Raw genomic sequence first — 18,751 nt, 5'->3', positions numbered from 1 at the left:
TCCTTTCTGGTCAAATCAATCGTTTGCAGTAATAAGGTCCACTGTCGACTGATCCGTCGCACGTACAAGCTTGATCAACAGCTCTTTTGCAGCCGCATAATCATCCACATGGATGATGCTTGCACTTGTATGCACATAGCGGGATACTATTCCGATGACTGCTGATGGAACCCCTTCATGAGCCAAATGGACGCGACCAGCATCCGTACCACCTTTGCCGACATAATATTGGTAGTTGATATTATTGGATTCAGCAGTATCTAGGATGAATTCACGCATATTCCGATTCATGATCATCGTACCATCAAAAATACGCAAAAGCGCACCCTGTCCTAGATGACCGAAAGCTTGCTTGTCACCGCCCACATCATTTGCAGGTGAAGCATCCAGTGCATAAAAAATATCCGGATTGATCATGTTCGATGCTACCTGTGCGCCGCGAAGCCCCACTTCCTCCTGCACTGTCGCCCCGGCGTACAGCTGGTTCGGTAATGTTTCCCCGGATACCTCTTCCATCAATTCAAGCGCCAAGCCGCATCCATAACGATTATCCCAAGCCTTTGCCAAAATTTTCTTCTTATTGGCCATTGGGGTAAATGGCATGAACGGAACAACCTGCTGCCCAAGTTTCACGCCAAGTTCAAATGCATCTCGTTCATCATCCGCCCCGATATCAATCAGCATGCCATCGATGGAAGCAGGCTTACTGCGCTGTTCAGGTGTCAGCAAATGTGGCGGTGTCGAGCTGATAACACCTGGAATCGGCCCTTCTTCGGTCATGACTTGCACGCGCTGTGCAAGCAGGACTTGACTCCACCATCCGCCTAATGTCTGAAAACGAAGCAGTCCATTCGGTGTAATACCTGTCACCATGAAACCGACCTCGTCCATATGTCCGGCAACCATCACTTTAGGTCCTTTGCCTTTCTTGACCCCGAAGATACCGCCAAGCTTATCCTGTATGATTTCATCAGAATAAGCTTTTAGTCTATCTTTCATAAAGGCTCGCATCAGTTGCTCATTTCCTGGTGCAGCCTGCAGTTCTGTCAGCTGTTTGAATAAATCCAATGTTTTTTGATTCATACATATGTACTCCCTTTTGTCAGACTATTGTATATCTATTGTAAACGATTGGTCCTCAACATGCCATAAAGGTTGTTTCGTTTTATATTTCTTGGGTAATAAGCTATAATAGAATATAACTTATGTTGAAGAGGTGACCAAAATGGGCGTAAAGAAAACAGTAGCAATCGTAGGTGCTGGCCTTGCAGCTGGCTATTTGCTCCAGAAGCAGATTGCGAAACAACAGAAAGTAACTCCGGAAAAAGCGCTGAAATTCGCTAAAGAAGCATTTAAGAAAGAAGGTCCAATCAGTGGGTCTTGGATTTATATGAAACCGGAAGAAAAAGTGAAGCACGGCCTCACTTACACTGTTTACCGTGGCGGTATCTCACGTACGATCGATGGAAAACCTGCTCAATACGAGTTCTTCGTTGATGCAGAAACTGGATCAGTTATCGATGCTGTCGAATCGGCATCCTAAAAAAAGAAATACCCCCCAAAAGTTAGAACAATACGTAACTTTTGGGGTGTTTTTTTGTACCCTATAGCAATATTTATAGTATTTACGGGAATCAGATGGGATTGCTTACAGTCCAAATATCCTTGTTCTGGTTACGTTTGTGCAGGCCGCTCCAATGCTTTATCTGCTTCTCTAGCATTTTTGGATGCCTCTTGTCGATTTGTTTGCATTTCTTCAACCGATTTTATTTTTAAACGGGCTGCACCTGTGTATTCTTTCAAAGGCAAACGTTCTTCCGTTTGCTGACGCTTCTTTGCACTGACGATGCTCTCTTTGTATTGCGGCAGCCATTGTTCCTGAGCGATGAGCATGTCATCCACCATCTGCCAGATTTCTGGCGGTGTGCATACCGCTCCAACTAGGGGATCCATCATAAACGCCTGCCTTAAGAGTCGATCGTCTCCTGTGATGGCAGCTTCGACCGCGAGACGCTGTACTGAAATACTGGCTTGACAAACAGCAGCACATCCCAATGGAAGGTCCCCGACAACAGGCATGCTGATACCATTTCGATCAACATATCCTGGAGCTTCAATGATCGCATCTTGTGGAAGGTTATGAATGATGCCTTTGTTGATCGTATTGAAGTGACCTCGATATGTTCGGCCTGTTTCCAGCGCTTCAATGATATAGGACCCGTGCTCTTGTCCCCGCTCTGTTTCGACATACTGATATGCCGGTTCTTTCATCCAGTTCGGGAAGTCTTCCTTAAACCAATTCCGCCCCTCCGTACACACCCGTAAATAGCCGCCTGTTTCTCCATTGATCCACGTACCTAAATCGATCCAATCGGTAATTTCATCCAATCGTTTTCGGTACCATGGAACATATTCGCTTAAATGCCCGTTTGATTCCGTGCTATAGTACCCAAAGCGACGAAGCATGTCGATGCGGACCTTTTCTGTTTTACTATACTCGGGATGTGCCTCAAACGCTTGAAGAAGTTTACCTGTTAAGTCCTCGCCTTTATGGCTAACTTGAATGTACCAGGTTTGGTGGTTGATCCCGGCACAAATGATGTCCAAATCTTTCTGCTCCAACCCCAACACATCGGCTATTTGGCGATGTCCCCCTTGCACACCATGACACAGTCCGACTGTTTTCACACCTCCATGCGTATTGCATGCCCATGTCAGCATGGCCATCGGATTGGCATAGTTCAACAACAAACAATCCGGTTCGGCAACCTCACGTATATCCTTACACACTTCAAGCATCTCATGAATACCGCGCTGACCATACATTATACCTCCGGCGCTCAATGTGTCTCCTACACATTGATCAACCCCGTAGCGCAGCGGAATGTTTATATCCTGTTCAAATGCTTCCAACCCGCCAATACGAAAAACAGAAATGATGTAGCGCGCATCTTTCAGTGCTTCTCTGCGATCAAGTGTTGACTGGATGGCAATTGATAATCCATTTTCCCGAATATCCCGCTGACATAAATCCGTCACCATGCTCAAATTATCTGCATCGATATCGGTAAAAGCTATATCGATGTCTTTGAATGCTGGTACAGTTAAAATATCCCGTAATAACGCACGTGTAAAACCAATGCTGCCCGCACCGACAAACGCTATCTTAAAACTCACGATATCCACTTCCCTTCTTGTTCATCGTAGCACCATTGTGAATTTTATTACTTTCACTATAAAGACTAATAGCGTTCATTTTTTTATAAAATCGTCACTTTGCAAATGCAGACGCTGCTGCTCCCTGCGGAATTCCATCGGCGTATTACCCGTATATTTACGGAAAATCGTACTGAAATATTGCTGCGTATTCACGCCGATATAATAAGGAACATCTGTTATTCGGATATCCGTTTGTGCTATGAGCTCTTTCGCCTTCTTCATACGATGCAGAATTAAATAGTGATTGATTGAACAGCCCATTGTTTCCTTAAAAACACGATGCAAATAGCCTGGATGAAGATGTACTGCATCCGCAATGTCCTTTACACGAATATCCCTGTCATAATTTTGATGGATAAATTCGACGGCTTTCTTGTTATACAGATTTTGCTCAGGTGCATAGTCGTTTCGATTCGCTAATTCCGAGATACGGATCATAAGCTGACTGAGCAGCAATTGAACCATAAAATCAGTTGATGTCCCCTTCTTATCCAATTCAAGAATCACATTCTTTAAACAGCCATAGATATCGTTCGAATCCAAAAACAGCAAATAAGGCTGATAGTCACATAGCATTTGCAGAAGGGAAGGGGTTTCTTCGACCACTTGCTTGAATGGAAGGTAATTCGTTACACCAGGACGAAAAGCGAATTCGACATTTGCCATTCTGCATTTTTTCTCTGATTGCACATGCAATCTGTGGGGAACATTCGCATCGATGATGATGAATTGACCCTTTTTTAAATGCAATGTCTCACCTTCTAATTCAATCTTGCAAGAACCACACATAACATACATGATTTCTACAGAATCATGCTCGTGCAGTTCCATCGCAAAATCCTGCCATTCCTTGTAATAATAAAAAGTCACATATGGATAGTTCGCTTGCGATCGCAAAGAAACATCATATAGACTCATTGTTTTCCCTCTCTTTCTAGCCTTTTACCGCTCCTGCTGTCACCCCCTCCACGAGATACTTCTGCAAGTATAAAAAGAGGATCACGACTGGAAGGACACTCATCACTGATGCTGACATGATGCTTCCCCAATCCGTCGTATACAATCCTTTAAACAAAGATAGACCAGGTGTCAATGTACGAAGTGAATCGTCATTTATGAATACATAGCCAAACATGAATTCATTCCATGCATTGACAAAAGCAAACAGCGATGTTGAAACCAGACCTGGAATGGAAATCGGTAATATGACGCGACAGATCAACCCTATCTTTGAACAGCCATCCATCTCCGCCGCTTCCTCCAGCTCTATTGGAATCGATGAAAAAAAGCTTGTCAGCATAAAGGTACAAAGCGGGATCGTGAATGTTGTATATGCTACAAGTAAACTGATATGCGTATTTAAAAAGCCAAGCTGCATCATGATGATGTAAAGTGGAATGAGCAATAGCACAGGAGGCACCATTTGCGAAAGAATCATCGTAACGCTGACAAGCTTGACCCCTCTGAATCGCATAAAACGACTCAAAGCATAAGCACTTAACACTGAAATCAAGAGTGAAAGTGCAGTCGCCGCCACCCCTACAAAAAGACTATTCTTGAAATACGTTAAAAACCCTGTATTCCAAAACACGTGCAAGAAGTTGTCAAATGTCGGATTTTCGATAAAGAAACTAGGCCTTGTGCTCCGTACTTCGTCGGTGGGCTTCAGTGCGGTGATCACCATCCATAGAAATGGAAACAGACAAAACAAGGAAAAGGCGACTAAGACTACATACGTCAGCAGCTTTTGCACAAGCTTTGATCGTTTTGATTCAACCATACTATTACATGCCTCCCCTATTGCCAGATTTTCGCTGAATGTACAAGTAATACATCATGAAACCAATGATCATAAATGCAAGCATTAAGGAAGCAAGTGCTGACGCCAAACCAATATTCAACTCTTGCATGGCAAAGCGATAAATCATGATCGGCAATGTTTCCGAAGAGTGAACAGGACCGCCTTCTGTCATCACCCAAATAAAATCAAAGTTAATCGCTGTCCATATGATATGGATCATTATCAATACGATCGATACACTTTTCAACTGCGGCAGCGTGATTTTAAAAAAACGGCCAACCGGCCCGATACCATCCAGTGCAGCAGCTTCGTATATGTCACGTGGAATAGATTGGAGTGCTGCTAATAAGGTGATTGTATAAAATGGAAAACTGCGCCATATATTCACAATAATGATCGATAATAATGCAGTGTCCGGCTCTCCGAGAAAATAATATGGTTCATCAAGCAAACCCAATTTGACTAGCCAGCTATTCAACACGCCGTAATCCGGTGTCAGCATCCAAGTCCACGTCAGTCCAGCGACAACTACTGGAACAATCCATGGAATAATGATGATACCTCGGAAAATGGCTCTTCCACGTATTCTTTGCGCCAATGCAAGTGCCGCCACAATCCCTAAAATATATTCACCTGCAACAGAGACTATTGTCCAAATCCCCGTATTTACAAAAGCTTGGACGAAATATTCACTGCGAATCACTTCCACATAGTTAGCTAATCCAACGAAACGTCCATCTCCTGTATTCAAAAGATTTTTGTCATGAAAACTATCCCAAATAACCGAAACCAGCGGATAAGCAACAATGACAAGGAAAAATAGGAAAGCGGGTAACACAAACATATAAGCGATTTGTTTTGCCTTCACCTCTCTGGTGGGCCTTCTTTTTCGAGAGAGGGATTCCGCATCTTTTTCAACACTCACTCTCATTCGATCACCCTTTTCTTTTACTTGCTTCGCACTGCGTCCTCACTTAATTGGCCATTCGCTTCCAATGATTTATTTATCTCTTCTCCGAGCCATGAGGCTGTCTTTTCAGGATTTTCTTCCAATAGAAGCACCCTCCCGACCGCATCTGTCATATCATTTGTAATTTTGCCAAGAGACACTTGCGGGAACACTGCGCCTATTTCAGTTAACCCGTCGTATCCTTCCGCCCATAGTCCTTCCCCTTTTACATCTATACGAGGCGATTTATAAAGATTGGCTCCTTGTTGGTATTCATCTCCAAGCATTGCCTTCATTAACTCCCATGCTTCTTCTGGGTGGTCCGTATCTTTGAAAATATAATACGGGCTAATTTCAAGATACGTTGCTTCGGATGCGTTTTTAGGTGGGGGAGCAATTCCTAAATTATCAATTACACCAGCCTCGTCAATGGTATCTTCCATCCATGTACCGTTCACAACCATGGCATATTGCCCAAGTGAGAAATTGGTGTCCTCTTCTTGGTGTCCCCATGATCGTCCATTTGGATCGATTACTCCCTCTTCCAAAAGATCATTGTAAAACCGAAATACCTCCGTCGCCCTTTCCAACTCATCTGGATTTTCATTCCAAGTATTTTTAAACTTTCCTTCTTCAGCTTGCACTGCAAGTTCCAAATCATTTTGCGCTAAATACATAATCAATTCTTGTGGCGCCCGAACACCCGTACCAGATATACCAAATGCATACTTACCCGTTTTCTTTTTGATGATCGGCCCCATGGCTAGCAATTCATCCCATGTTTCTGGTGGCCCGTCTAGTCCCGCTTCATGTAAGATATCTTTGTTGTAAAGCAACGCTCGATTTCCCAAGTAATTAGGAAGCGCTTTCAATTTTCCGTTTACAGTCAATGCTTCGATCACGTTATCATAGATGAGGTCTTTTTCTTCCCATTCATGAAAATAAGGTGTCAAGTCAAGCAATGCGTCAGCATGATTCAAATCACTGAACCATTCACCCAACCCCCAGCTTATGTCCGGAGCATTCCCGGCATTAATCGACGTTATAATATTGTCATATAGCATATCAAACGTCATCACCTGAACATTCACTTTTATGTCAGGATTTTCTTTTTCAAATGTCTCAATCACCTTTAATCCTATCTCCTCTTCTTTCGAACCAGGACCCCACGCCGTCCAGAAGTCCAGAATAATTTGGTCTCCCGAACCACTTACGGGCTCTCCATTCCTACTGCATGCAGCTAGCAAAGAAGCAATGATCATACTGCACATCAAAAGTGTAAGACATTTTTTCATCAAGTCCATCCTTTCTCTTTTACTGACAGCTGCTTCATCACTTGCAAGCGTGTTCCGTTTTACAACACTTTATCACTGAACATAAATAATTACTTATAGTTTTATCACCTAGACAGCTTCATTTTTATAAAATACTCACATTTGTTTAGGGGACATTTAAGAAAAGAGGAAGATGGGTATAAAAAATCAGCTGGCAGGAGTACGAGTATTTCACCGTCTCCATACCAGCCAATAAGCTTAAAATATTGAATTATTACCGGGGATCTTTATTGAAATGTGGCTACACTGCGGTAAATTCGATAGCCACGGGAAGAAAATTTCTCTTCATATTCCGTTTTCACATTCATTGGATCGTTTTCGGCGTGCAAATCAAGCTTCACTTCCTGCAATATCATGCCGAATCGAGAAAAGCTGGATAAACTATATTCGAATAGTTTCTGGTTATCCGTCTTAAAAATCACTTCTCCATCGTCTTTCAGTACGGCTTTGTATTGCTCCAAGAAGCTCTTATAAGTCAATCGTCGCTTTTCATGCTTATTCTTCGGCCATGGATCGGAGAAATTAAGATAGATGGTGTCCACCTCGTCCTCCTCGAACAGCTCACGGAAATCAGCAGCATTCTCATTCAACAGCCGGACATTTGGCAGATCCGCCTCGGCAGCTTTCTCCACAGCTGTGACGATGATGCTTTTCGCCAATTCGATTCCAATGAAGTTGTATTCCGGGTGCTGCGCAGCCATGCCAGTAATGAACTGTCCTTTGCCGGACCCAATCTCGACATGCAAGGGATTATCATTGCCGAATAACTCTCGCCATTTGCCTTTATGATTTTTCGGTTCCGGTACCACAATATGATCGTTTTCTTTCAAATAATCGTCTGCCCAAGGTTTATGGCGCACACGCATAGATCTCACTCCTATTTCTGCCCTGCCCCCTGCATAGTTTGGTATTAAAACGCACACGCTATGCTCAGGAAGGAGGGGAAAATCAATGTCACTTTCCGTTCAAAACCAACTTGGCCTGCTACGGGATATCCTAAGCGAGCATTGCGAATCTTGCTGCGGAAGCAAATCCGAATGCGAGCAAATATCCCGCCTGGCACGTTCTATTTTATCCCATAAATCAACTGATCAGCAGGAGCTCCTTGCTCTGCTTCCCAGTATCCATTCGTACAGTACTGCTGGTGAAAAAGCTGCCGATATCAATGCGCATATCACTACGAACAGAGAACAGCTCGAGGATTGGGTAGAGACAATCGACAGCTTTCAAGGTTAACAGCTCAGCTGTTTTACTTCCATGAGCAGCTGTGCCAATTCCTTACTTTTACGCTCCATATTGTCATCGCGCAAAGACATGATGATACGGGCAGCCTCATACCAGTATATACGTTTAAGAAGTGCTTCATCCAGCGGCTTCCCGTATGCTTTCATCCAATCTTCCCAGCCAGGGAGTGGAACGTATTTTCTCAACAGCATTCCGATATCAGCTGCTGGGTCCGCGATAAGGGCACTGTCCCAGTCCACCAGGTACAGCTCATCATGCTGACTTATCATCCAATTGTTATGATCGATATCAAAATGGCAAACAGCTAACAACTGATCCGGCATCTCAGGTAGGAATTGTTCCAGTCTCTTCAGTACTTTTCCCAAAGCAGGCAGCCGATCTTGGAAGCCAGCTGCCTTCTTTCGCAGCTCTTCCATTTTCGTTTCTGGCTGCAGGGGTTTTTTTCCCATCCGCATCAGCATATTCAGCATCTCGGAGGAATGATGGATCTTACTGAGCAGCTTGGCCACTCGTGGATCGCTCATTTCGGAGAAAGTCAGACCGCGTCCCAGCAGCCATTCCTGTGCCGTAATGACATCCCCGTTTTCCATCCGCTTCGTCCATACAAGTTTTGGTACGATTCCTTCCGCTGACAGAACTGCCAAAAAAGGAGAGGAATTGCGCTTAAGGAATAGCTGACGATCTCCGCTTTTTGCATAATATGCTTCTCCTGTAACACCGCCAGCAGGAGCAATCTTCCACTCATTCCCCAGTATGTGTTCTAACCAATTCACCGTTCATTCCTACTTTCCTAGTGCAATCGCTCTGCATTACTAGCTGTAAACAAGCCCAGCGTGACACAAGGCAAGTACATTCCCGAACAAATTCGACAGACATACTTAAGATTACAACATTTTCTATGGTTTTATCAATATGATTGAGCTTAAAAACAGTTTATTTAACTAAAAAATTCTTCGTTTTCTTTCGTTTCCCATTCTGGGCGGGCGACAGCTTTTGTATAGGCATGTTCCAGCAGCACTTCACTGGCACGTAGCTGTACATGTTTCAATGCCAGCTGTTCCTCCCGTTTGGCCATCAGCCAAGCTGTATGCTTGTTAGAACCGATAAACTGTGTATTTCGAGGCTCACTTGCGAATCGAATCTGGTTTTCTCTGCTTAAGACAATTTTTTGTACAGGCAGTTCGATATCATACTTTTTCAGGATACCTTGTATCAGCTTTTCCGTCCTGTTCAAAGAAAGCATCGGATTGAGGAACGTGGAAAACTGTCCCTTCGACTCCCTCTTCCAAGTGCGATCATCAGAAGTCCAGAATAACACATCCGGCTTATCCTCTAAAACAGATATAATCTCGATGCCCAATGGGTGAATCAGAATTGTATCTGCCTCCATCGTTGTCTGCTTCACTTCGAAAACAGGTTTATACATGACAAAGAAAGTGTCAGGAAATCGCTTTAGGAAGTAACGAAGAACCGGATCTTTTTTGTACTTGTGATCGTAAAAAGAAAATTCCCCTATTGTCGAAGTCGCCCATTTCAACTGAAAGTCAAAAAGCTCTTCCAGATAATCCTGTTTCAAAACCTGTTCCGTCGGTGCTATATAAACCGGAGCAGGCTCAGGCTCTTCCATTTCTCCTTCATTCTTGCCAAATACCCGATACCATGGTTTTCTGCGAGCCTCTTCCTTATCTTCCCCTATGATAAAGGGAGCAGGAGCAGCCTGCTGCTGTTCCCATTCCCTGTGCATCTTTTCCCAATTCTCTTTTTTCAATTTAATGAATTGACCAGGATATCGGTAAGGATTCTGTTCATATCGTGATATATATTCATGCAGCTTAATCAATTGAGCCACATCAATTCACTCCTTCTCCAGATCTTTGACCAGTACAGGTACGTATTTCGGCAGTTTACCTGGTTCGATACGATAAAGCGTCACCTTCTCCACCATAACCGGTGAAGTCAGCCGTTTATCTAGCTGTGGCAGCTGCCCCTCTACTTTACCTGCTCCCCATCTCTTCCCGAGTGTGATATGGGGCTGATACGGTCTATTTTCAGTCTTGAAGCCTGCATGCTCCGTGCTTGCAGTCACTTTCTGTTGCAATGCATGAAGCTGATCAAATGGTCTCACACCTGCCCAGACGACACGTGGCTGCTTGGGACTGCCAAATATATCAATTCCGGATACTTCCAAAGAAAATGCGTCACCGAAATCCGTGCCTTGCCAGGCTTCCTTTATTTGATCTAGCTGCTCTTTTTCTGCAGGACCAAGGAATTGCAATGTAATATGGAATTCCTCCGGCCTTGGCCATTGTTTCATCGGAACATATAATTTCAGTTCTTCCTGCCACTCAGCCAACGCCGCTTGGATCGATTCATCTGTATTTATCCCAATGAAATAATGTGTACTCATGCTATTCCTCTTTTCCCTTCTGCTGCAGATTTCATTCTTTTTACGATAATTAAGATTCCCACACCTGTGAAGGTCGTTGCAGCAAACAATGCATACATATGGTAAACAGTCGCAATCTCCAGGATCATACCGCCCATCAGGTTGAACAGTGCGTTGCCAAGACCAGTTCCGACCGCGGAGTACAACGCAATAGCTGTTGCTTGAACGGATGAAGGAGCCGCACTCCTGATATATAGCAGAGCGGCAGGTACATAGAGTCCGATCGATAAGCCCTGAATGATGGTCGTAATGAAAATGACAGCAAGCGGCGGGTCAAACATGTATAAAACCCATCTCGCGCCGGATACAGCAGCACTTAGCATGACAACATGGATGACACTCATCTTTCCGATGATCCGATGGGCCAGTTTCATAAATGGCGCTTCGCTGCCTGCCCCCAGGAAGAAAGCGATACCGACAGCACTTAGTGTACCACCAGCAGCTAAAATGAATGTTCCGAAATAGAAATTATTTGCTAAGATAGGCCCGAAAATAAGGAAGTTGGAAACTAGGAAAAATAAAAATGGCTTGTTTTTACGCAACGTGCGTAATCCTTCTTTCATCGATACTGCCGCTATATCATAGCCTTGCCGCGGAAACTTGCGCAATGCCGGGAGCGCAAGCAGAAGGCATAGGCCATATGCAATGAAAATCACATCCAATGTCCCGACAAAATCGGTTATGTATCCTAACAGGAAGGAAGCAACCGCAAATCCGATTGCTCCCCATAATCGAATATTGCCATACTCAAGCTGATTACGCTCGACAAAGCTTAAGGCCATACTGTCCGATAACGGGATGACAGCCGCCTGAAAAACGGCAATAGCCAGCATACCAAGCAATAGCAGTGCATAATGGTCATATATCAAATAAATGAATGCAAGCGCAGCAGCAGCAGTCAATGCTGCTGCCAGCAGGCGCAATGGTTTCTGCGTATAATCACTCAAAAGCCCCCAGACAGGCTCCATCACCGTATTGACTAACGGTATCGCTGCGACGATGAGACCGACAAGCACAGGATCCAGCTGTTTTTCTTCCTGCAGGAAAACGGCGAGAAGCGGGAATAAGGATCCATTGGATAAGAATGCTGTCAGGTAAAAATATTGTAAAGATCGGTATGTCGTTTTCGTTTCTCTCGGCATTACAGATGCTCATCCTTTGTCAGCAGATATAGCGCTTCTGCGTAAATTGCAATGGCCTTCAGCATATCCTCAAGCAGTATGTGCTCATCTTGCTGATGGGCACTGTCCGGTGCACCCGGGAATAGCGGCCCGAAAGCGACACCTTTTTTCATCGCCCTCGCATAAGTGCCCCCGCCAATTGCCAGGATATCGGTTTCATCGCCTGTTTGACGACGATATACAGCAAGCAACGTTTGGACCAGCGGATCATCCTTCTCCACATAAAGAGAAGGCAAATGAGATGTTTCATTGAATCCGGCGCCAGCTTCTGCAAGCTGTGTGAACAGCCTTGAAGTAACAGTATCATATGCGGTTGTGACTGGATAACGGATATTGACTCCAATTTGCCAAGCCTGGTCATCCTTCATGCTGAACTCGCCAAGATTGAGCGTCAGCGGTCCTGATACATCATCAGTCAGCCCTAGATTAATGCCATTTCCATGATAATCTTCGAACTTTTCGACAAGCCAGCTCAGCTTTTCCGTTACTTTACCGTGCATCGGAAGGGAAACGAGGAACTTAGCCAGTGCCACTACGGCATTGCTTCCTTTTTCAGGTGTCGAGCCATGGGCAGCTTTACCGGACAGACTGAGGCGTATAGTATTTTCTTTAGCTTCCGCCTTGCCATCAAACCCTTCAGCGGCAAGGAAAGCTATATATGATTCTTCCACTTGTTTGATACGCTCGCCTGTCAGAAGTGCCTCTGCGTGTCCTGGAACCATATTCAATGCTTTACCACCTTCAAAGTGCTCCAGTCGAAGCATGTCGCTTTGTGCAGTCACAGGTGGCAGTGAGATATAGCCATCGATGATTCCTTTTTCCGCGTATATGAGCGGGAAGTCCGCATCCGGTGTAAAGCCGGTATCCGGCATTTCCTCACGCTGGAAGTAATACTCCATACATTGCCAATCGCGTTCTTCATCCGTACCCATGATCAAGCGGATACGTTTTTTCGGTTCATGGCCCATATCCTTCAGGAGCTTCATGGCAAAATATGCGGCAACAACCGGTCCCTTATCATCCAAGGTTCCTCGACCGAAAAGACGACCTTCAGCCAGAGTCGGATGGAAGGCACCATAGGTCCACTCCCCATCAGCTGGCACGACATCCAAATGACCAAGTACACCGACCAAGCCGTCTCCTTTTCCATACTCGATATGGCCAGCATAGCCATCGACATATTTGGTCGAAAATCCATCATTTCCACCTGTTTGCAGCATATACAAAAGTGCCTCATCAATCTTTTCCCCGAACGGCTTTTTGTCCGTTTTTGTCGACACATCGTATACACTTGGAATGGATACAAGACCTTTCAATACTTCTGCATAAGCTTCCTTATAAGCTGATGCCTTTTCAAACCAATCGATTCTTTCCATTGCTTTCGCCTCCTGAATTTTTATCAATATTCTTGTAAAGGGTAATTAACAGAAAATTTAACCTATCTCCTAGCCTTCTTTGCGTAATTGATGTAAAATACGGGTAGAAAGAGATTTAGAGCACCAGATTCTTATGTAAAACTAAGGAGTGGTTTTTTGAATCAATCAACATCCCGAATGCTAAACCGTGTAAAAGCTGTCTATCTTTACATCCGAGAAAGGGAAACAGTTTCTACTACTGAATTGGCTGAAGAATTTGGTATTACGGACCGTACGGTACAGCGCGATTTGAACGTGCTGGAGTATAACGGTTTAGTACAAAGTCCTCATCGGGGGGTTTGGTCAACGACCTCAAAAAAAGTCAAAATCTCTTGATTCAAATCGTACAACCTATGTGAAATTTCTTAACCATTTAAGGCAAGCTGATCTGCAAGCAGATCAGCTTTTTTTTGTATCCTCAAACAGCCTGTCCAGTTCCTCATCAGAAAGTTCCCTGTATTCACCCAGTTCAAGATCCTCATCCAGCTCCAAGCTGCCCATGCGCAATCTCTTCAAATAAATGACTTCCATACCGACCGCTTCGAACATGCGCTTGATCTGATGGAATTTGCCTTCCGTGATCGTAATCTCGATTTCAGAAACCGGACCAGCGTCCAGGATATGGAGGATTGCCGGCTTCGTCACATAACCGTCATCCAAGGTTACACCTTGCCGGAATTGCTTGATTGTCTCTTCGGTCACTTCACCATCGATTCGGGCATAATAAACCTTCTGCACATGTTTCTTTGGTGATAATAACTGATGTGCAAGTGTCCCGTCATTTGTCAAAAGCAGTAGCCCTTCCGTATCCTTATCCAGCCTGCCGACAGGAAACGGTTCGAATATGCGGTCTTCCGGCTGCAGGATATCGACCACGGTCTCGTCCCGCTTATCCTCAGTTGCCGATACCAATCCAGGCGGCTTATGCATCATCAAATAGATGAACTCCCTGTACTCCACTGTTTCTCCATTCACCTGTACATGATCTTTCTTTTCATCCACATGGATGGAAGGTGATTTGACCTGGGCGCCATTCACCGTGATAGCTCCTTGTTTGAGGAGCGACTTCACTTCTTTTCTGCTTCCGAATCCCATATTTGCCAGCAGCTTATCCAATCTCATCATTTAACCCTTCCTTCTTTTCAATAGACGATCGAGGAATCCGATCCGATTTCCGAGTACCCGTTCAAGCAGCGTGGACTTATACGAAAGAATCATATAAACCCCTCCCCCTACAAATGCACAGACGAAAATGATGACAGCAGAGGCAATTTGTCCATCTTCGAAAGTAATTGCAAAACCTAGAAGAAACTTGCTAAGCAATACCACAGCCGACATGATTGCTGTGAAAATCAAAATCAAGATTGTCCGCTTTGCAAGCTGTCGCACCGGGAAGTTCAGTACATGCTTCATTTTAAGGAAATTCAGTACAGTCGCAATCCCGACTGCTAAAGCAGTACCAAAGATAGCTCCTTTTGCACCGAATGCATGGATGAGCGGAATATTGAAGAAAATCTTCACTAATAATCCTGCAGTCAAACTGATGACGGAAAAACGCTGCTCATTTATGCCCTGCAGGATGGATGACGTTGTCGTGAACAACGCAAACAGCAGCGCTACTGGTGCGTACCAAACCATAAGATTACCCGCTCTTATATCAGGATTGAGAACAGCTTCCGTTCCATAAAACGCTGTGTAGGCTTCACTTCCCAGCAATGCAATACCGATGCTGGCAGGTAAAATCAAGAAAAGCACGATTTGCAATGACTGATTGATTTGCTGTAAATACAATTTACGGTCATCGGCGAAAAATGCACGGGTGATGGCCGGAACTGCAGCCAAGGATAACCCGATAGACAATGTCATGGGTATAGTGATGATTTTTTGACCGTAAAAGTTTATTACACCCAAAATATCAACAGCCACATCGTCCAGTCCGATTGCGTCCAATGCACGCGGCATCGTAAACTGATCGATGAACTGATAAATCGATGTCGCTATTCCCGTTACGACAAACGGTCCTGCATAACTAAGCAATTCTTTAATAATTGTCTTATCTGACATAGCTGCGGGACGGACTTTTTGCTGCCTCATATTCAGCTCCAGATGAGGTTTGCGAGCCCGCCAATAGACATAGAGCACTGCACAGGATGCAAGTGCACCGACAAATGCCGCGAATGTCGCATATCCGACTGCTACTGCGATGTTTTCATTGAAGACGTGCAGGGCAAGATAGACACTGAGCAATAAGAACACAATGCGAGCAATCTGTTCTACGACTGTGGAAATAGCAGATGGCCCCATAGACTGGTTGCCTTGGAAAAATCCCCTGACGATACTCATCGCAGGTATGATGAGATTGGCGAAGCTAACGAGCTTGATAACATAAGCAACAGTGTCTGTCGTAAAACCAGACTTTCCTTCCCCGACACTCCACTGTGCAATCCAGTCTGCACCGAAATACATGATGAGGAACGCTGTGGCACCTGTTACACCCATTATTGTGAAACCTGTCTTGAATACACGCTGGCTTGTCCGGTAATCCCCTAATCCATTATATTTTGATACAAATTTTGAAACACCTAACGGAATACCGATTGTAGAGATACTGATCAATATATTATATGGGGTATATGCAAAGTTGAATAAAGCTCCCCCTGAGGAACCTACCAATGCATTGAACGGGATAACATAGATGATCCCGAGTAACTTCGACAGGAATGTAGCTGCCGTCAGCAGCAATGTCCCGCGAATCATTGTCGACAAAGCCATTATTTCACCTAACTCCTCTTTAAAATCCAATGAATCTATTTTATCATAAAGTAGACCTGATGGAAGAATTCCTTTGGATCCCATCAGCAGAAAGGGAGAACCAGCATGAATTACGATGTAGTAGTGATCGGCGGCGGTCCATCCGGACTCATGGCAGCCATATCGGCAGCCGAGCATGGAGCTGAAACACTTTTGATTGATAAAGGGAAAAAGCTTGGCAACAAACTTGCGATATCCGGCGGCGGCAGATGTAATGTCACGAATCGCCTGCCGCAGGATGAAGTGATAAAGCACATTCCCGGTAATGGAAAATTTTTATATAGTGCATTTTCTATCTTTGACAATTACGATATCATTGATTTCTTCGAGAATCTTGGTGTGAAGCTGAAGGAAGAAGACCATGGACGGATGTTCCCTGTGAGCAACTCAGCTAAATCCGTTGTACAGGCCCTGCTCAATCGTCTGGATGCACTTCATGTCCGTGTCCGAACGGAAACACCAGTCAAAGCAATCCACTATGGCGAGCAAACACACGAAATTATCCTGAAAGACGGGGAAAAGATCGGTACGGGAGCTGTCATTGTCGCTGTAGGCGGCAAGGCAGTACCCCATACCGGCAGTACAGGAGATGGCTATGCATGGGCAAAGAAAGCAGGACATACGATTACGACACTGTATCCGACAGAAGTGCCTTTGCTTTCTTCAGCAGACTTCATTAAACAAAAACAGCTGCAAGGACTTGCACTGCGGGATGTAGCTGTAAGTGTACTGAATGAAAAAGAAAAAGCAATCGTCACGCACCAAATGGACATGCTGTTTACCCATTTTGGAATTTCAGGACCTGCTGTGTTGCGTTGCTCGCAGTATGTAGTGAAGGAACTGATGAAAGGACGAAAAGGTGTCGGTATTCACATTGATGCAATTCCCGACAAAAAAGCTCATGTATTAATCGATGAGCTTTCACAAACGATAAAAGAGCAGCCTAAAAAAGCTTTCCGTAACTTGGTGAAAGGCATCGTCCCTGAACGGTATCTTGATTTTCTAATGGAACAGGCCAGCATAGTTCCGGATACGAAAGCCGCAAATATTTCCCGGGAAAACGTTGAGCAGTTCGTCAGCTTGATCAAGGGCTTTACCTTCCCTGTAAATGGCTCTCAGCCAATCGAGAAGGCTTTTGTTACCGGTGGCGGTGTTTCCGTTAAGGAAGTCGTACCGACGACCATGCAATCCAAATTTATGCATGGATTATACTTCTGCGGCGAAATATTGGACATACATGGATATACCGGAGGATATAATATCACCTCCGCCATGGTGACAGGCCGGGTAGCTGGCATGCATGCAGCATGGGAAGCTGCTTCCGCTGCAAATTAATTTGAAAAACCCTCCATACGATGATGGAGGGTTTCTATTATGTAGTTTATTTAGTTACTTATTCGAGAGCCTCGCCATAAGTAACGTATCGTAAAATTCACCATCACTTAACCTCTTATCGTCTTTCAAGCATCCCTCGATAATAAAGCCATATGTTTGGTATAGAGTAATCGCTCTTTTGTTTGAGGCAAGAACGGATAAGTTGATTTTATGTATTTTCTTCTCCTCAGACCAAGTAATGACCATTTCCAGCATTCGTCTGCCTATGCCTAATCCCCAATAATCTTTTAAGATAGCAATGCCAAAAGTCACTTGATGCGAAAGTCGTTTTAATTTATTTCCTTCACATCTGCAATAACCTACTATTTCTTCATCGACGTAAGCAACGAGACATAAATTTTTCGTTTCCTTCTGATCCGTTTCTATCAACTCTTCAAAATCTTTGGAAGATAAATAACCCTCTCCCTCTTCCCTATCCATATATTCCGTTTCTCCATCTGTTTTAAGTCTCAATTGTGCCAAAGCAGCAGCATCTTTTAATTCCGCTTCCCGGATAAGAAGTTTTCTTTCATTTTTATCCTCCATTTCAAGCCCCCTTATTTATAGCAAAAAATCCCTAATCCATATATGGATCAGGGATTTCATCTTGCCTGGCAGCGTCCTACTCTCGCAGGGGCGAACCCAACTACCATCGGCGCTGAAGAGCTTAACTGCTGTGTTCGGCATGGGAACAGGTGTGACCTCTTCGCTATTACCACCAGACAATGCAAGCATTCATATGGAATGAACCCTCAAAACTAGATAAGAAACTTTTCATGCCTCACATCTCATGCGTGCCAAGCACCGGAGTGCTTGGTCTTTGGCGTTGACTTACTAAGTCTCTAGCGCTGCGGCAAGATCCAGCTCCAGAAACCAGAAACTGCGGCCTAAGCGATAGCCCTGAAAGGGTAAAACCGCCCTTTCCGGCCTCTCACTTATTCCTCCGTTTCTAAACGGTTTCCTGCGCTTTTCGTTT

19 protein-coding genes and 1 rRNA gene are annotated in these 18,751 nt (G+C 44.4%); 4 read left to right on the top strand and 16 right to left on the bottom strand.

The genetic code is table 11. From position 1 onward, the window contains the following. Window positions 1–15 precede the first annotated feature (15 nt). Window positions 16–1,083, bottom strand: coding sequence for a M42 family metallopeptidase (locus BLQ53_RS18445; RefSeq protein ID WP_093728779.1), 1,068 nt, complete (start codon window positions 1,081–1,083; stop codon window positions 16–18). A gap of 142 nt (window positions 1,084–1,225) precedes the next feature. On the opposite strand from BLQ53_RS18445, the gene BLQ53_RS18440 reads away from it, so the two are divergent. After that, window positions 1,226–1,543, top strand: a complete 318-nt coding sequence (locus tag BLQ53_RS18440; RefSeq protein WP_093728778.1) for a PepSY domain-containing protein — start codon at window positions 1,226–1,228, stop codon at window positions 1,541–1,543. Between the two features lie 131 nt (window positions 1,544–1,674). Here the strand turns inward: BLQ53_RS18440 and melA are convergent, their stop codons facing one another. From melA to trmB, 6 genes are all read right to left on the bottom strand, one after another. Continuing rightward, complete coding sequence (gene melA / locus BLQ53_RS18435) at window positions 1,675–3,177, bottom strand: alpha-glucosidase/alpha-galactosidase (RefSeq protein WP_093728792.1); 1,503 nt, start codon at window positions 3,175–3,177, stop codon at window positions 1,675–1,677. Window positions 3,178–3,252: 75 nt separating this feature from the next. Beyond that, window positions 3,253–4,137: an AraC family transcriptional regulator gene (locus tag BLQ53_RS18430; RefSeq protein ID WP_093728777.1), complete on the bottom strand. Its 885-nt coding sequence runs from the start codon at window positions 4,135–4,137 to the stop codon at window positions 3,253–3,255. Between the two features lie 16 nt (window positions 4,138–4,153). Then, window positions 4,154–4,999, bottom strand: coding sequence for a carbohydrate ABC transporter permease (locus BLQ53_RS18425; protein ID WP_093728776.1), 846 nt, complete (start codon window positions 4,997–4,999; stop codon window positions 4,154–4,156). A gap of 4 nt (window positions 5,000–5,003) precedes the next feature. After that, on the bottom strand, window positions 5,004–5,888 hold the full coding sequence (locus BLQ53_RS18420; protein WP_244499400.1) for a carbohydrate ABC transporter permease: 885 nt from the start codon (window positions 5,886–5,888) through the stop codon (window positions 5,004–5,006). 80 nt (window positions 5,889–5,968) lie between these two features. Further along, window positions 5,969–7,264, bottom strand: coding sequence for an ABC transporter substrate-binding protein (locus tag BLQ53_RS18415; protein WP_093728774.1), 1,296 nt, complete (start codon window positions 7,262–7,264; stop codon window positions 5,969–5,971). A 266-nt stretch (window positions 7,265–7,530) separates the two neighbouring features. Beyond that, window positions 7,531–8,169, bottom strand: coding sequence for a tRNA (guanosine(46)-N7)-methyltransferase TrmB (gene trmB, locus BLQ53_RS18410; RefSeq protein WP_093728773.1), 639 nt, complete (start codon window positions 8,167–8,169; stop codon window positions 7,531–7,533). Window positions 8,170–8,254: 85 nt separating this feature from the next. Between trmB and BLQ53_RS18405 the strand changes: the two genes are divergently transcribed. Continuing rightward, window positions 8,255–8,539, top strand: coding sequence for a YtzH-like family protein (locus BLQ53_RS18405; RefSeq protein ID WP_093728772.1), 285 nt, complete (start codon window positions 8,255–8,257; stop codon window positions 8,537–8,539). On the opposite strand, the gene BLQ53_RS18400 is transcribed toward BLQ53_RS18405, so the two are convergent. From BLQ53_RS18400 to pepV, 5 genes are all read right to left on the bottom strand, one after another. Then, complete coding sequence (locus tag BLQ53_RS18400; RefSeq protein WP_093728771.1) at window positions 8,536–9,321, bottom strand: phosphotransferase family protein; 786 nt, start codon at window positions 9,319–9,321, stop codon at window positions 8,536–8,538. The genes BLQ53_RS18405 and BLQ53_RS18400 overlap by 4 nt on opposite strands. 164 nt (window positions 9,322–9,485) lie before the next feature. After that, complete coding sequence (locus BLQ53_RS18395; RefSeq protein WP_093728770.1) at window positions 9,486–10,397, bottom strand: NERD domain-containing protein; 912 nt, start codon at window positions 10,395–10,397, stop codon at window positions 9,486–9,488. Between the two features lie 6 nt (window positions 10,398–10,403). Beyond that, window positions 10,404–10,955, bottom strand: coding sequence for an RNA 2',3'-cyclic phosphodiesterase (gene thpR / locus BLQ53_RS18390; protein WP_093728769.1), 552 nt, complete (start codon window positions 10,953–10,955; stop codon window positions 10,404–10,406). Further along, a complete protein-coding gene (locus BLQ53_RS18385) occupies window positions 10,952–12,136 on the bottom strand; it encodes an MFS transporter (RefSeq protein WP_093728768.1) in 1,185 nt (394 codons plus the stop codon). The genes thpR and BLQ53_RS18385 overlap by 4 nt, the downstream gene beginning before the upstream one ends. Continuing rightward, window positions 12,136–13,551, bottom strand: a complete 1,416-nt coding sequence (pepV, locus tag BLQ53_RS18380; protein WP_093728767.1) for a dipeptidase PepV — start codon at window positions 13,549–13,551, stop codon at window positions 12,136–12,138. The genes BLQ53_RS18385 and pepV overlap by 1 nt, the downstream gene beginning before the upstream one ends. Window positions 13,552–13,707: 156 nt before the next feature. Here pepV and BLQ53_RS18375 point away from each other — a divergent pair, with 156 nt between their 5' ends. Continuing rightward, window positions 13,708–13,926: a DeoR family transcriptional regulator gene (locus BLQ53_RS18375; RefSeq protein ID WP_093728766.1), complete on the top strand. Its 219-nt coding sequence runs from the start codon at window positions 13,708–13,710 to the stop codon at window positions 13,924–13,926. A 63-nt stretch (window positions 13,927–13,989) separates the two neighbouring features. Here BLQ53_RS18375 and BLQ53_RS18370 read toward each other — a convergent pair whose 3' ends face one another. Further along, the gene (locus BLQ53_RS18370; protein ID WP_093728791.1) at window positions 13,990–14,712 is read right to left on the bottom strand and encodes a pseudouridine synthase; all 723 of its coding nucleotides are present in this window, start codon (window positions 14,710–14,712) and stop codon (window positions 13,990–13,992) included. A 3-nt stretch (window positions 14,713–14,715) separates the two neighbouring features. After that, the gene (locus tag BLQ53_RS18365; protein ID WP_244499399.1) at window positions 14,716–16,362 is read right to left on the bottom strand and encodes a putative polysaccharide biosynthesis protein; all 1,647 of its coding nucleotides are present in this window, start codon (window positions 16,360–16,362) and stop codon (window positions 14,716–14,718) included. Between the two features lie 105 nt (window positions 16,363–16,467). On the opposite strand from BLQ53_RS18365, the gene BLQ53_RS18360 reads away from it, so the two are divergent. After that, window positions 16,468–17,736: a BaiN/RdsA family NAD(P)/FAD-dependent oxidoreductase gene (locus BLQ53_RS18360; RefSeq protein WP_093728765.1), complete on the top strand. Its 1,269-nt coding sequence runs from the start codon at window positions 16,468–16,470 to the stop codon at window positions 17,734–17,736. A 54-nt stretch (window positions 17,737–17,790) separates the two neighbouring features. Here BLQ53_RS18360 and BLQ53_RS18355 read toward each other — a convergent pair whose 3' ends face one another. Both BLQ53_RS18355 and rrf read right to left on the bottom strand, forming a co-directional pair. Further along, window positions 17,791–18,321, bottom strand: a complete 531-nt coding sequence (locus BLQ53_RS18355) for a GNAT family N-acetyltransferase (protein WP_093728764.1) — start codon at window positions 18,319–18,321, stop codon at window positions 17,791–17,793. 63 nt (window positions 18,322–18,384) lie between these two features. Then, window positions 18,385–18,498: ribosomal RNA gene (gene rrf / locus BLQ53_RS18350) — 5S ribosomal RNA — on the bottom strand. Between the last annotated feature and the right edge of the window lie 253 nt (window positions 18,499–18,751).

Origin of the sequence: Terribacillus halophilus (assembly GCF_900101385.1) — a bacterium.
Taxonomy (GTDB): Bacteria; Bacillota; Bacilli; order Bacillales; family Amphibacillaceae; genus Terribacillus; species Terribacillus halophilus.
This window is presented reverse-complemented; position numbering and strand designations above follow the sequence as displayed.